Genomic DNA, 14,683 nt, shown 5'->3' with positions numbered 1-14,683 from the left:
AATAGTTTTCGTTTTTTCTTGCCTATTCTATTTTTCCTCGTTTTCAACCCGTTTTGAAAGTGTTGGAACGACTTGCAGAGCCTCGTCCATCACTTTAATGGCGCTTGCCACTTTTTCCAGATATTTCTGAAAGCTTAAGGTTTTGAAAACGGTTGCGCCTCTTTCTGTGATTGCATACAGTGTTTTTGTGCCTGAAATGCGCTCTTGAACGAGCCCATATTTGATTAGGGAGTTTAAGCGTTGTTCGAGAATGGTGCAGTCCATGTTGGTTTCGTAGGCTATGCTGTCGATAGTTAGGGGCTTCTTTATTATTGCGCCTAGAATATCCTCGTAGGTTTCAAGTTTTGATTTTCGCATCTGCATACGCCACTGTCCTTGTTTTACGCGGTTTGGATAAATCATTTGTGAATTCAAAATCTTTAGCGAAGAAACAATTGTAACAGATATTAAGCCAAGCCGTGCCTATTTAATTTCGTAAAAGAGCGTGCAACTGGTGACTACGGCTGAACAACTGCCAAGCCGAATTCGTGTTTCGTTAGGCTCAGCCATTGTTCTCGGGCTTTTGAAGGGGAAGCTTGACGCTGCGCCAACAACCATTTATTTGATGACGTACCGAGAGGGAAAGTGCAGTGCAAATTGCGGTTTTTGTCCGCAAGCCCGAAAAAGCCGCGGCAGAGCTGACATGCTTTCTAGGGTTTCATGGCCTACGTTCACGATTGAACAAGTGCTTGACGGAATCGAAAACGCCGTCGAAAATGGCAAGGTCAAGCGTGTTTGCATCCAAGCCTTAAATTATCCACAAGTCTTTAATGATTTGATAGCCATTGTAAAGGCGATACACCGAAGAGTTGGCGTTCCAATTTCAATTTCTTGTCAGCCTCTTAACAGTGAAAACTTGAGACGGTTAGCCAAGGCTGGAGCAGAAAGAGTAGGGATTCCCTTAGACGCCGCCACAGAAGAATTGTTTAACAAGGTTAAAGGAATAGATGCTGGAGGACCTTACAATTGGAAACAGCAGTTTGGCTTGTTGAATGAGGCAGTTAACGTTTTTGGAAAGGGTAAGGTCAGCACGCACTTGATTGTTGGGCTGGGAGAAACAGAAAAGGAAATGGTTCACGCGCTTCAGACATGCGTGGATATGGGTGTTTTGCCGGCACTTTTTGCTTTTACACCAATAAGCGGAACGGCATTAGAAAATAAGGCTCAACCGCCCATTGAAAGATACAGGCGAGTCCAAATTGCTAGGCACTTAATAATTCATGGGATAGCCAGATACGAGAAAATGCGCTTTGACGAAGAAGGAAACATACAAGGTTTCGGTGTAGATGAAAAAGCATTGTGGCAGATTGCTCAAACAGGCGAACCTTTCCGCACTTCTGGATGCCCAAGCTGCAACCGTCCATATTACAATGAGAAGCCACGCGGTCCCCTATTCAACTATCCAAATGCCTTAACGAAAGAAGAGCTTGTCACGATTTGGAAACAGTTAGGCTTGCACGAGGCACAAGAATATTGAACTCTTTTTATCTTCTCGACGCAACAGTGACGGAAACAAACGCGGTAAAGCTGAAGTTGGTGGATGCTGATGGGAAAATCAAGGAAGTCGTCGACGACGAATACAAACCATACTTCTTTATACCTTATCCGCCAACAAACGAAGATTTAGAAGTCATTCGATATTTTAGCGGCAACCTCCAAACTGCAGAAAAAAAAGAACTCTTCACTGGCGAAAAAAAGATTTTTGGGAAAGTTTTTTGGCTGAATCCAAAGATTGCTCTGAAAGCAGCGAGGCGAATGCGTCAAGTTTGGGAAGGCGAAATTGAATTTTCAAAATCGTACGTTTATGATAATGGTTTGGTTTTTGGAGCCTTACATTCTGAAGAGCTGTTGAAGCTGATTGCAGACGTTTCCGCTGAGACGAAGGAAAAATTTGAGAAAACTTTCAGTGAGGTCAAAGCGAAAGACCCTTTGAAGTATGCGCAGATTTTCTATTGGTATACGCTTCTTTCTCAACCAATCCCAAACCTAAGCCCAGAGATTCTAGGCGTTGAGGAAATAGACCAAGAAAGGGTTTATTCTGCGTGGATGCTTTCGAGAATAGCGAATATTCCCTTGAACGAAGCGTTAAACAGTAGGCGTGTGAGCGATTGGATAAAATCCATAATTTATACGCACTTAAGAAAGAATGGCATTCTCATTCCCACTTCCGAGGAGCTTAGACGTGGAAAGCCCACGCACAGCGTTATTGGAGCATTGACTGTTTCACCTACGCCAGGCGTTTACTTTAACACCGTAGTCTGCGATTTTGAGAGTCTATATCCAAGCTGCATTGACAGTTTCAATTTATCTTATGAGACGGTGGATTGCGCACACATGGAATGTAGAAGCAATAAGATTTCAGAAGTTGACTATCACGTGTGCACTAAGCGAAGAGGCTTTTACTCTGTTCTCTTTGGCGCTTTAAAGGACTTGCGAATAAAACTGTTTAAGCCAGCCGCTAAGGACACTTCATTACCAGAAGAAGAGCGTAAAATGGCAAGTGTAGCAGCGAAGCTGTTGAAGTTGATTTTGGTTTCCAGTTATGGCGTAACAGTTCGCATTCATGGTGTTGCTTGTCCGCCACTTGCTGATGCAATAACTGGGTATAGTCGTTACTCACTTAGGGAAACTTGGAAAATGGCGGAAGAGAAAGGTTTGAGACCACTTTACGGCGACACAGACAGCATATTTCTGGATAACGCGTCAAACGAGCAGGTGGAATGGCTAATCAAAGCAGTAAAAGAAAGGTTCAATTTGGATTTGGCTGTGGAGAAACGCTATAGCCTATGCGTTTTGCCTAAAGCGAAAAAAGCCTATTTTGGAATCTTGCCAGACGGAACGCCCGACATTAAAGGGGTCACGCCCATAAAGTCTAACGCTCCAAGGTTCATAAACACAGTTTTTCAGCAATGCGTTAAGGCACTTTCAACAGTTAGGAATCTTGAGGATTTTGAGCAAGCGAAGAAAGTGATTAAAGATATCGTTAAAAAGGCTGTTGAAGATTTGAGGAGTAGACGAGTTATGCTGGAAGATTTGGTTTATACTGTTAGGCTTTATTTTGACCCTAACGAGAAAGTTGCGGACATGAAAACTGCCGCGCAGCAATACCAATGTGCACTGCAGTTGATAGATTCTGGCAAGAAACTGGAAAGATGGGATACAGTTTCGTTTGTCAAAGTGAAATCATTCAATTATAAAGGAAGAACCTTCACTGTAAAACCGGCTGAGTTTGTGAGAAGTTTGTATGAAATAAACGTGGAGGATTACATTCGAAACTTGTTAACTGCTCTGAATCAAACTTTTCAACCAATGGGCATCAAATTGGAAACAGAAAAGGAAACGGAAATCTCAAAATGGCTGGGTTTTTAGTCGAAAAATCTATGTGTAGGATAAGGTTAATGCTTTTCTAAAACCGATGTAGGTGAAAAAGCTTGGTGGAAGCAGCCGTAGAAGACAAACGAATAACGCTGAAGGAAGCAGTAAAGCTTGTTCCAGACGGCGCGCATTTGTTCTGGGGCGGCTTCGGCTTTCAACGTCCTCCTATGGCTTTTGCGCATGAACTTGTGAGACAGAAAAAACGCAACCTCACAATCTACACGTGCGGTTCCGAAATGGACATCGACATATTATCCGGCGCCTACGTGGTTTCACACTTTGAACTAGCATTTTTTGCCATTGAAGGCATAGGCTTAGCGCCAAACATTCAGCGAAGAGTCCGCGAAGGTGCAATCCAAATTGAAGATTACACAAATTTGGCTATGGCTCTGCGTTTCTTTGGCGGAGCGTTAGGCGTTCCGTTCATGCCCTTAAAAAGTATGTTAGGCACAGATTTGCTTGCGAAAAAGAAGTTTAGACCCAAAAAGGCAGAAGTAATCACTTGCCCCTTCACTGGCGAAAAAGTCGTGTTGGTTCCTTCTGTCCGCCCAGACTTCAGCATAGTCCACGTTTCACGCGTTGACCGTGAAGGCAACGCTCAAATAGACGGCATAAAAGGCGAAGACATCGAAGGCGCAAGAGCCGGCAAAAAACTAATCGTTATGGCTGAAGAAATCGTTGACACGGAATTTATCCGCTCTCAACCAGACCAAACAGTCATACCAAACATTTACGTAACGCATGTTGTAGAATGCCCATGGGGCTCGTATCCAATGATGGTTTACAATTATTACGATTACGACATGGAGCACATCCGCATGTACTACGAGCAATGCAAAACAGAAGAAGGCTGGCAAAAATACTGCAGTGAATACATAACAAGCGTAGATGACCATAAAGATTTCCTAAGAAAAATCGGAAACGAAAGACTGCAGAAACTCAAAGCCAAAAGACCGCTTCCATACTAGAAAAAGGGGAGAAAAACAAGATGAAGAAAAAATACGCACAACTCGGCGAATTCACCACATTAGAGCTCATGGCTGTTTGCGGAGCAAGAGCAATAAAAAACGGCGAAGTCGTCTTCATAGGCACTGGACTGCCAATGATAGCTGCAATGCTAGCAAAACGAACACACGCGCCAAACGCAAAAATAGTTTACGAAGCCGGATTCATAGACTCAAACGCCATAGACATCGCCCTATCAATAGCCGACTCAAGACTAGGTTATCGCGCATCAGGCGCAATCGGCTTAATCGAAACATTAGGCTTAATGCTGCAAGGCGGACATGTGGACGTGGGCTTCGTAGGCGCAGCACAAATCGACGAATACGGAAACATAAACACCACGTATATAGGACCCTTCGAAAAGCCAAACGTTAGATTGCCAGGCAGCGGCGGAGGAAACGACATAGTCTCATCAGCCAAACGCATAGTAATCATAATGACTCATGAAAAAAGAAAAATGGTGAAAAAACTCGATTACATGACAAGCCCAGGCTTCATAAACGGACCCGGAGCAAGAGAAAAAGCTGGACTGCGTGGCGTTGGTCCATCGCTTGTTGTTACAAACTTGTGCCAAATGGATTTTGAACCGCAGACTAAAAGAGTTAGATTGGCTGCGGTTCATCCGGGTGTTGCGGTGGAGCAAGTGTTGGAGAATAGTGGCTTTGACTTAATTGTGCCAAAAGAAGTGCCGACAACGGAATTGCCAACTTATGAAGAGCTTAAGCTTCTTAGGGAGATAGACCCTCAAGGCATTTACATACCGAGAAACAAAGCTTAGTTGAGTTTTTGCTGCATGGGATAAGATTATGGGAAGACTGCTTTGGAAACCTTCCGCGGAACGCACACAAAAGGCGAATATGACCAAGTTTATTGATTTTGTTAACAAGAAGCACTCTTTGAAGATAAGTTCTTACTTTCAACTTTACAACTGGTCAATCGAGAACATACCCAAGTTTTGGTCAAGCATGTGGGAGTTCGGTAAGGTTATATGTTCACGCAAATACGAAAAAGTGGTTGACGACTTAAACAAGTTTCCAGGAGCAAAATGGTTTGTTGGAGCAAAACTGAATTTTGCAGAGAACCTTCTAAGATACAGAGACAACCACACAGCTTTCATATTCAAAGGCGAAAACCAAAAAACAGCGAAAATAACCTATGCAGAATTATATGATAAAGTTGCTCGTCTTGCCAAATCACTACGCGAGATAGGCGTTGCTCCGGGAGACCGCGTGGTTGCCTACATGCCGAATTTAATCGAAACAGCCACTGCAATGCTTGCTGCAACAAGCGTCGGTGCAGTGTGGGCTTCATGCGGTGCAGAATTAGGCGTTTCAGCAGTGCTGGACCGTTTGGGTCAGATTGAGCCTAAGGTTTTGTTTACGGCTGATGGGTACTGGTATAAAGGAAAAACCTTCAGTATCTTGTCTAATGTGGAAAGAATCGCTAAGCAGATTTCTTCGCTCAAAAAGGTTGTTGTTGCCTCGTTTGCAGAAGATGAACCAGACGTCAGCAACATTCCTAACGCGGCATATTACGATGACTTCTTGTCGAAGGAGAAACGTCCAGAGATTAAGTTTGAACAGTTGCCTTCTGACCATCCCGTGTACATTATGTTTTCTTCTGGGACGACTGGCAAGCCAAAATGTATGGTGCAAGGAGCAGGCGGAATCCTCGTCAACCATTTAAAAGAACTTATACTTCACACGGATTTGAAACGTGAAGACGTAATCATGTATATTACAAGTTGTAGTTGGATGATGTGGAACTGGCTTTTAAGCTCTTTAGCCGTGGGAGCCACCATAGTGTTGTATGATGGAAACCCATGCTATCCTGACGCTAATGCCATGTGGCGGTTAGTTCAAAATGAACAAATAACCATTTTTGGCTGCAGCGCAAGCTACATAAACTTTCTAAAAAGCCAAAATGTTCAGCCATGCAAAGACTATGATTTGTCTTCGCTTCGTGAAATTTCCCAGACCGGCTCGCCCTTGTCAGCGGAAGGTTTCGAGTACGTTTACAAAGCAATCAAAAAGGATTTGCATTTCAATTCGATAGCCGGCGGCACAGACATCAACGGTTGTTTCACCGCTGGAAGCCCGACTCTTCCAGTATACGCCGGCGAACTGCAAGCTCCAGCGTTAGGGATGAAAATTAAAGCTTATGACGAAAAGGGCAATGCCGTGGTTGATAAGCAGGGAGAGCTTGTTTGTGAAGCACCGGCGCCTTCAATGCCACTTTATTTCTGGAACGACCCAAATAACGAGAAGTATTTAGACGCATACTTCAGATTTTATCCGAACAAAAACGTGTGGCGGCACGGCGACTTCATAATCGTCCACGGCGACACAGGCGGCGTAACCCATTGCGGACGCTCTGATGCTGTTTTAAAGCCTTCCGGAGTGCGCATAGGCACAGCTGAAATCTATAACATCGTGGAGAAACTGCCGGAAATTGCTGACAGCCTAGCAGTTGGGCAAGAATGGAAGGGAGACCAACGCATAATCCTGTTCGTTAAAATTGCTCCGGGATACAGCCTAACAGAGGCTTTGAAAGATAAGATTAGGAAAACTCTGCGAGAAAATGCTTCTCCACGGCACGTGCCAGCTTTAATAATCGAAGCGCCAGACATTCCTTACACTTTTAACATGAAAAAAGTTGAGATTGCCGTTTGGAACATAATTCATGGTAAGCCTGTCATAAATCGAGAGGCTTTGATTAACCCGGAATCTCTTGATTATTTTGAGAAGATTCTTCCGGAACTTCAGAAAGGTTAGTTCAATGGTTGCAAGGCAACAAGCTAAAAGCGTCAAGTGGGTGTTGGAAGTTTAGGTTTTTGTTTCGTGACTTGCTCAGTAATTCTCCAGAATTCCTCTTCTGTTAACCCTTTCCTTAGTTCTCGCATTAGCTTTTTGATTTGGTAGAATGTCATTTGCGCTCCGCCCTTGTCCATGCTTTCCTGCATTGTTCTTATTCGTCTTACTATTTCGTCTATTTGCCATGGTGTTGCTTTAATTCCCGCGGATGCCAAACGGCTTTCTACTGTTTGTCTTCCGGTTTGTCTACCGAAAAAGAATGTTGTTCCTCTCTCGATGATTTCGGGTGGGAAGGGTTCGTATATTAGCGGATGAGCGAGCATGCCGTGGATGTATTCGTCGACTTCGTATGAAAACGTGTTGTCGCCTACTATGGGCTTGTGATATTGTATTGGCAATGCAAAGCTTTTTTCGGCTAACTGTGAGAGTCTGTAAAGTTTTTTCATGTCTACGCCTGTGTCTATGTTGTAGAGCAGTTCTAATGCGGTGACTACTTCTTCGAATGGTGCGACTCCGGCTCTTTCTCCAAATCCTGCAATGCACGTGTGAACGTAGGCTATGCCTTCCTCAACTGCTGCTAGGGTGTTTGCTGTGGCTAAGCCGAAGTCGTTGTGGCAGTGGATGGAAAGTGGGATTTCCTTCTTGGTTTTTTCTAGGAGTTCCTCTCTTACGTGCGAAATCAAATAGCGCATTGATAAGGGTCTTAGGAAGCCAACTGTGTCTGCTATTACTAAGCGACTTGCTCCTGCTTTTATTGCGGTTTCGAAGATTTGTATAATCTCTTCTATTGGTGTCCTTGTTGCGTCTTCTAAAACAAAGTTTACGGTTGCGCCGTGTTTTTTTGCGTATTCTATGGATTCGGTGGTTTTCTGTAGTACTTGTTCTTTTGTCATTTTTAGTCTGTATTGAAGGTTCAGTCCGTTGAAAGGTGTGAATATCATAAGCTCTCTTATTCCGCATTCTAGGCAAGCGTCTATGTCGCTTTTTATTGTGCGTGCAGATGCTGCGAGGCGTGCTTGTTGGAAGCTTTCGTTTGCGATTTTTCTAACGTCGCTTTTTTCTTCTTCGGAGATTGCTGGAAATCCAACAGTTATGAGGGCTACGCCCATTTCGTCCAGCATTTTGGCGAGTTTTACCTTTTCAACGTATGTTAGATATACCGTGGGTGTTTGGACGCCTTCTCTCAGGGTTTCGTCCCAGATGAAGACTCTTTCTGGAAGTTTTGGAGGCAGGTTTTTTCTGTAGTGGTTGTAGTTTGCTATTAGTCCTTGCGCTTCAAGTTTTTTGAATATTGTTTTTCTCATCCAACGCACATTCCGATAAAGGGAAGCGAAATATACACATATAATTCGACAGTTATTCCATATAAGAATTGATGTTTCAAGGTTATTGAAGACTTAGAATAAACGCTCTAAAAGAAGTATACAAAAGATTTAATAGCTACACACAAAAATGTGGTTAACATCAAAATCTGGAGATAATATAGATGAAAAATAATTCTAAAGTTAAGATGATGTATCTGGCGACTCTTTTAATTATGTCGCTCATTTTGACATTGCAAACTTTTCTCGCTCCACATACAAGTGCCGAGTACGATCCGGTTGTCATCTATAAAGAGTTAACGCAGATATCTAGTGGGCATTAGGAAGAAGCTCCTTCAATAGCCTTGACCATAACGGTAACCTTCACATCGTATGGATTGGAAATGACACTGCTATTTTATACTATATGATGGTGGACCGCTATGGCAACACGCTGATTAACGAGACATGCCTTGACCCCAATATGAATGCTACTTCATATCATGCTCGGAGAGCATCAATAGGTGTTGATTCAGATAACAATGTTCACATAGTTTTTCATGCACAATCCATTTATGATCCTTGGCCAGACTACACAAACTACACGACGCTGTACCAGCAAGAAGTCGTATATTTGAAGATAAACCCGTACTTGGACGACATGGATGGCAGTGCGGCTGACTACGCGAATATAACGGTTATACCGGAAACAATAATTAGTACAGAAGATGCCAGCAAATCGCGAGCCGCTAACGTTGCTGTTGATTCTTCAGACAGAGTTCATGTTGTATGGTTCGATAATGACACATGGGCTGCGATGGGCGAGTTACATTATCTTGTGATGGACAAAAATGGAGTAATAGTTCTTCCAGAAGTTAACGTTACTGCTGGTTTTTACATTGACGTCGATTGGAGCGAACCTGAGATTGTTGTGGATTCTCACGGCAACGCGCACGTGTTCCTCGTTACACAAAACTGGACTGACAGCGGTAGTTGGCGAGATGTATGGTATACTATGATTGATGGAAGTACCGGAAACACATTGATAAACAACACTCAACTGACAAACAGTAACGAGACATGGAGGCATACTAGACCATTTGTGGACATAGATTCCCATGACATGATTCACATTGCATGGCACAACAGCTCAACGCAACCGCAAACAGATATTTTCTACATGAAAATCAACCCCTATTTAGACGATAGAAGCGGAGATTCTGCTGATCCGGATGTAATAAAAGTCGTTGATGAAATGTTAATTTCTGAAGATGACGGTGTTCAATCTTTCTTGGCAAACATAGCTGTTGACACTCACGATATGGCGCACATTGTTTGGATTAACCGTTTTGAAGGTGGGGATTACACAGACATTTATTATGCGCTGGTCAACGCAACTGGAAACAAAATCATTCCGGAAACGCGAATAACTAATATGAACGGTACTCTCAACTTTCAGGAGTGGTTCTACTCCTCCAACAGGAACCCAGAGATTGCAGTACTTGATGGAAGAATTTTCATAGTTGACATGGCTAGAGATTTAAACACAGATTATTATGACGTTTGGTTGACAATAGCGTTTGTTGACAAGACACCGCCTTCAACATCTTTAGGCTACACGGCATATTCCTCTGCTGGAAAAGACTGGCTATCTGCAACGTCTAAAATTTCTCTATCAGCCCATGATGATGAGTCTGGAGTTTCTGCAACTTATTATAAAATTGATGGTGGCTCATGGCAAGTTTATGGAAGTCCTTTCACTCTTTCAAGCTTGGCAGATGGCAGTCACACGATAAAATACTACAGTGTGGACAATTTTGGAAATGAGGAAACCTTCAAAACGGCAACGATGTTTCTTGACAAGACTTCTCCAACGATAGAGACGCCTACACATTACCCAACGGGAGACATCAACCAAGGAGAACTGGTAACTGTCTATGCAAATGTGACCGACTCTGGAAGCGGAGTAAACAGCAATCTTGTGAGCCTCCTCTACAGTTTTGACAATGGAACAACATGGGCAAATACAAAGATGAACTATAATTCGACATCGGGTCTTTTTGAAGCACTGCTTCCGAAACAGTTCTACGGCACATGGGTTAGTTTCAAAATCTCTGCCAGCGATAACGTCGGCAATACAGCCACCAAAGATAATAGCGGACTAAACTATGCATATCAAGTGATTCCAGAATTTCCAACAATTACTCTCTTAATGATTTTCATGGCACTTTCAATTGCAATTGCGGTTCTAGCAAAGAAAAGCAAAAAACTGTTTATTGACTAAGTTTTTTCCTCTTTTTTCTTTTTTCGAGGAATATGCCTATATGTGATGAGGATAATAGTTGTTAACGAAAGCGATGAGGAGAAATGTTGATTTGGGAAATGGCTCTGGCAGTTTGTGGCTTGAGCTTTTGCAGGCTTTGTGGTTATCGTTGCTATTGGGTGGGCGCTTCCGATAATTGGTCATTTTATTGGCGGATTGGTTGCTGGGTTGATAGCTAAAGGCTTGTGGAAAGGTGCTTTGGCTGGTTTTCTTGCTGGAATTTTGGGAGGGCTCATAATTGCTGTGCTTATAGCTATCGGGTTGGTTGCTTTAGGTGGGCTTTTGGGTGGGTTGCTTGGCGGGTTTATAGGCTTTCTGTTAGGATTACTTGTGGCGGTTGCAGCGGTTCTTCTCGGCATTTTTGGAGCAATAATAGCTGCTATTGGTGGGCTTATAGGCGGAGCATTAGCAAGATAAAACGTATGCAAACTTTCTCCTTTTTTTGTTGTAACCCTCTGCTTCATTGGTTCTTGCGATTTTTCGGCGAAAGTTTAAAATTGTATGGAAGCTTTTAGCCAATACTTAACAGTGAATTTAGGTGAGAGATGACTTTGAATTTTGAATTAACAGCCGAGCAGAAAATGATTGTTGAAGCGGCATGCGATATTGCGCGAGATTTTGGTCCTGAATATTGGCGTGAGAAGGATAAGAAGCACGAGTTTCCAGAGGATTTCTGGAAAAGTTTGGTTGAAGCGGGCTTTCCTGGCATTGTGATTCCAGAAAAGTATGGTGGCGGTGGCATGGGCATGTTTGAGATGATTTTGGCTATGGAGACTTTGGCTTCTGAAGGTTGCGGGTTGGCTGGTGAGTGGTTTTTGTGTTTAAGTTCTGTTTTCGGTGGTTTATCCATAGTTAAGCATGGTAATGAGGCACAGAAGCAGAAGTATTTGCCGCAAATTGCTAAGGGAATGGAGTTTTGTTTGGCTTTAACAGAGCCTGATGCTGGAACGAACACGTTAAACATTAGCACCACGGCTAAACTTGAAGGGGAAGAGTATGTGGTTAATGGTCAGAAAATGTTTATTTCTGGTGCTGACCGGGCTAAAGGAATGTTGCTTGTGACGAGAACCACGCCCGTGGATAAGGTTGCTAAGCGCACTTTGGGTTTAAGCCTTTTTGTTGTGGATTTGCCTAATCCTGCTGTGGAGATTATCCCAATAGAGAAGCATGGAATTAACTATTCGAAGACTTTTGAAATGTATATTAGCGACCTTAGAGTGCCCAAGGATTGCCTTTTAGGCGAGGTGGATAAGGGGTGGTATTTTGTTTTGGACACGCTTAATCCAGAGAGAATGAGTTTTTCTGCTGCTGCTTGCGGTATTGGACTTTTGGCGATTAAGAAAGCGGTTGATTACGCGAAAGAACGCAGAGTGTTTGAGGCGCCTATTGGTTCGCATCAAGCTGTTCAGTTTCCGCTTGCTGATGCTAAGGCAAAGATTGAAGCTGCACATTTGCTGAATTATAAGGCTGCTTGGCTTTATGATAAGGGACAAGAATGCGGTGCTGAGGCGAACATGGCTAAGGTTGCTGCTGTAGAAGCGGGCATTAGTGCTGTTTATCATGCAATGCAGACTTTTGGCGGTTACGGTTATGCTGTGGAGTATGATGTTGAGCGGTGGTGGCGCGAAGTAAACTTGATACGCTTAGCGCCAGTGACGCATCAAATGGCTCTGGCGTTCATTGGACAGCACGTGTTAGGCTTGCCTAAGTCCTATTGAAAGGTTAGCTTAAACGTTATTGGGACTTTTTCTCCCCACGACTGCCTAAGTGGACATATTTTCTCAGTCATTTTAAAGACTGCGTTCGCTTTTTTGCGGTTCCATTCGTCATCCTTTTCCAGCTTAATCGCCATGTCAAAGTGAACGTGTGTGAAGATGAGCTTTTCAAGACCCTCCACGTTCATTTTCACGGTTGTTTTTGTTTCCAGATTCTTCAGAGCCAACTGAGAGTTTTTTGCGATTAATAGGAAAATCGTGTTCATGCATGAGGCTAATGAGGCGGCGAAAATTTCTTCTGGAACACAGTAGCCTTGTTTCCCGCCGAATTCTGGCGGCGGACTAACCGTGACAATGTGTTTGCCCTTTATGGATAGGTCGCATTCTGTGCCGCTTTTCCATTTGGCTGTTCCTTCAAAAGTGAACTCTGGCATGCAATAGTCTTTATCGCTTGTTGCCTTAAAATTTTCCCTCTAATATTCTAACCCATAATTCAACCTATTTATAAGGGGGGTATAGCTACGCAGAGCACAAAAACACATTACTTATGAAAGAAAAAACTTTGCAATCTTGCCAAAATCTACTCTTTCAAAGCTCTCCGCTTCACAAATAATCGATGCAGCCGTTCCACTTCCGCCTTCTCAACATAACCCTTATGCGGACGAAAACCCCCAGAAAACCCCTTCGGAATATGCAACAACTCATGAATCACCGTCTTCTCCTTCTCCTCCTCACTCAACTGATCATACCGCTCAGAAACAACCTCAATAACATACGCCGCATGCTTCCTCAACGCCTCCTGCCAAATCCTACTCAACCCATGAATACGAGCAATCACACGCTTAGACTCCGAACCAAAACTCCGATAACAATAAACGAACTGCGGCACAACATGAAACAAACCCAAACAATCCACAATCTCATCAACCAACCTCTTAACATCCAAAGCCTCAACATAACGCAACGGCAAACCAGCACCACACAACCTTTCGAAGAACAATCTATCACTAAACCTAATTAAAAACCATAACTCCAAAACCAAACAAAAATACACAACAACACCATGCACAAGCAACCAACACACCCACACTATTCTCTCACCACTTCAAAATCGCCCAGACACCACCCTTTACGGCCCAACACCTCAGGCGGTTGGAAGCCGCAGGCTAAACCGGTCGACCGAAGTCTTCCGGCGTACACCCCGGCTCCATCAAACCCATCTTCTATGGGAGCCCTCGTCCCCAAAAAGGGGATTGGCTGCCTATTTTCGGGAGAGGCTTCGGGCTTAGATGCTTTCAGCCCTTATCCTCAGCGGCGTGGCTGCCCGGCGTTTGCCCTATCGGACAACCGGTAAACTAGAGGCCACAGCGTCCCGTTCCTCTCGTACTGGGGACCCTTTCCCCTCAGGCAGCCAGCACTCCCAGCAGATAAAGTCCGACCTGTCTCACGACGGTCTAAACCCAGCTCACGTTCCCTTTTAATAGGCGAGCAGCCTCACCCTTGGCCCCTTATGCAGGGCCAGGATAGGAAGAGCCGACATCGAGGTACCAAGCCGCGGGGTCGATGGGGACTCTCGCCCGCGACGAGCCTGTTATCCCTAGGGTAATTTTTCTGACACATCCAGCCCCCACCAAGGGGGACATGGATGATCGCTAGGCCCGGCTTTCGCCCCTGGATCCCTTACTGTGGAGGATCCAGTCAGGCCGGCTTTTGCCTTTGCACTCTACGACGGGTTTCTGTCCCGTCTGAGCCGACCTTAGGGCGCCCTTGATATCTTTTCAAGGGCGTGCCGCCCCAGCCGAACTGCCCACCTACCGTTGTCTCAGCACCCGAAGGCGCCGGTTAGAAACACGGTTGCAGAAGGACGGTGTTCCATTTTCGCCTCCCCCAGTTCCCGGAGAAACCAGGATCGACGGCTCCCGTCTACACTCTGCATCCGCAGCCGTATTCCAGCGGCAGGCTGCAGTAAAACTCCACAGGGACTTCTTTTCCCGCTGGGAGACCGTGGACTGTTCGTCCACGTTATGTGGATTCACCGGGTACTACGCGAGGACAGCGGGGCCCTCGTTGATCCATTCATGCACGTCGGAACTTACCCGACAAGGCATTTGG

At 44.4% G+C, this 14,683-nt stretch carries 12 protein-coding genes and 1 other annotated feature; of the genes, 8 read left to right on the top strand and 4 right to left on the bottom strand.

From position 1 onward, the window contains the following. Positions 1-27: 27 nt before the first annotated feature. On the bottom strand, positions 28-357 hold the full coding sequence (locus HM003_05930; protein MBX5328875.1) for a hypothetical protein: 330 nt from the start codon (positions 355-357) through the stop codon (positions 28-30). Between the two features lie 136 nt (positions 358-493). Between HM003_05930 and HM003_05925 the strand changes: the two genes are divergently transcribed. The 5 genes from HM003_05925 (at position 494) to HM003_05905 (ending at position 7,193) form a co-directional block, all read left to right on the top strand. After that, positions 494-1,516, top strand: a complete 1,023-nt coding sequence (locus tag HM003_05925) for a radical SAM protein (GenBank protein ID MBX5328874.1) — start codon at positions 494-496, stop codon at positions 1,514-1,516. Next, positions 1,477-3,408 carry a hypothetical protein gene (locus tag HM003_05920; protein ID MBX5328873.1) on the top strand — a complete coding sequence of 644 codons (1,932 nt, stop codon included), beginning with the start codon at positions 1,477-1,479 and terminating at the stop codon, positions 3,406-3,408. Before HM003_05925 ends, HM003_05920 begins: the two co-directional genes overlap by 40 nt. Positions 3,409-3,470: 62 nt before the next feature. Continuing rightward, complete coding sequence (locus tag HM003_05915) at positions 3,471-4,382, top strand: CoA transferase subunit A (protein MBX5328872.1); 912 nt, start codon at positions 3,471-3,473, stop codon at positions 4,380-4,382. 20 nt (positions 4,383-4,402) lie between these two features. Beyond that, positions 4,403-5,197, top strand: a complete 795-nt coding sequence (locus tag HM003_05910) for a 3-oxoadipate--succinyl-CoA transferase subunit B (GenBank protein ID MBX5328871.1) — start codon at positions 4,403-4,405, stop codon at positions 5,195-5,197. 28 nt (positions 5,198-5,225) lie between these two features. Next, positions 5,226-7,193: an acetoacetate--CoA ligase gene (locus HM003_05905; protein MBX5328870.1), complete on the top strand. Its 1,968-nt coding sequence runs from the start codon at positions 5,226-5,228 to the stop codon at positions 7,191-7,193. Between the two features lie 32 nt (positions 7,194-7,225). On the opposite strand, the gene HM003_05900 is transcribed toward HM003_05905, so the two are convergent. After that, a complete protein-coding gene (locus tag HM003_05900; GenBank protein MBX5328869.1) occupies positions 7,226-8,536 on the bottom strand; it encodes a 2-isopropylmalate synthase in 1,311 nt (436 codons plus the stop codon). Between the two features lie 424 nt (positions 8,537-8,960). Between HM003_05900 and HM003_05895 the strand changes: the two genes are divergently transcribed. The 3 genes from HM003_05895 (at position 8,961) to HM003_05885 (ending at position 12,574) form a co-directional block, all read left to right on the top strand. Next, on the top strand, positions 8,961-10,817 hold the full coding sequence (locus HM003_05895) for a hypothetical protein (GenBank protein MBX5328868.1): 1,857 nt from the start codon (positions 8,961-8,963) through the stop codon (positions 10,815-10,817). A gap of 138 nt (positions 10,818-10,955) precedes the next feature. Then, the gene (locus tag HM003_05890; GenBank protein MBX5328867.1) at positions 10,956-11,273 is read left to right on the top strand and encodes a DUF5518 domain-containing protein; all 318 of its coding nucleotides are present in this window, start codon (positions 10,956-10,958) and stop codon (positions 11,271-11,273) included. 134 nt (positions 11,274-11,407) lie between these two features. After that, positions 11,408-12,574, top strand: a complete 1,167-nt coding sequence (locus HM003_05885; GenBank protein MBX5328866.1) for an acyl-CoA/acyl-ACP dehydrogenase — start codon at positions 11,408-11,410, stop codon at positions 12,572-12,574. On the opposite strand, the gene HM003_05880 is transcribed toward HM003_05885, so the two are convergent. Continuing rightward, positions 12,568-13,005 carry an OsmC family protein gene (locus HM003_05880; protein ID MBX5328865.1) on the bottom strand — a complete coding sequence of 146 codons (438 nt, stop codon included), beginning with the start codon at positions 13,003-13,005 and terminating at the stop codon, positions 12,568-12,570. The two genes, HM003_05885 and HM003_05880, sit on opposite strands and share 7 nt — an antisense overlap. A gap of 146 nt (positions 13,006-13,151) precedes the next feature. Then, positions 13,152-13,535 carry a metallopeptidase gene (locus tag HM003_05875; protein MBX5328864.1) on the bottom strand — a complete coding sequence of 128 codons (384 nt, stop codon included), beginning with the start codon at positions 13,533-13,535 and terminating at the stop codon, positions 13,152-13,154. A gap of 222 nt (positions 13,536-13,757) precedes the next feature. Continuing rightward, positions 13,758-14,681 (bottom strand) — a sequence feature (possible 23S ribosomal RNA but 16S or 23S rRNA prediction is too short). Positions 14,682-14,683 lie beyond the last annotated feature (2 nt).

The organism is Candidatus Bathyarchaeota archaeon A05DMB-5 (assembly GCA_019685655.1).
Taxonomy (GTDB): Archaea; Thermoproteota; Bathyarchaeia; order Bathyarchaeales; family Bathycorpusculaceae; genus DSLH01.
This window is presented reverse-complemented; position numbering and strand designations above follow the sequence as displayed.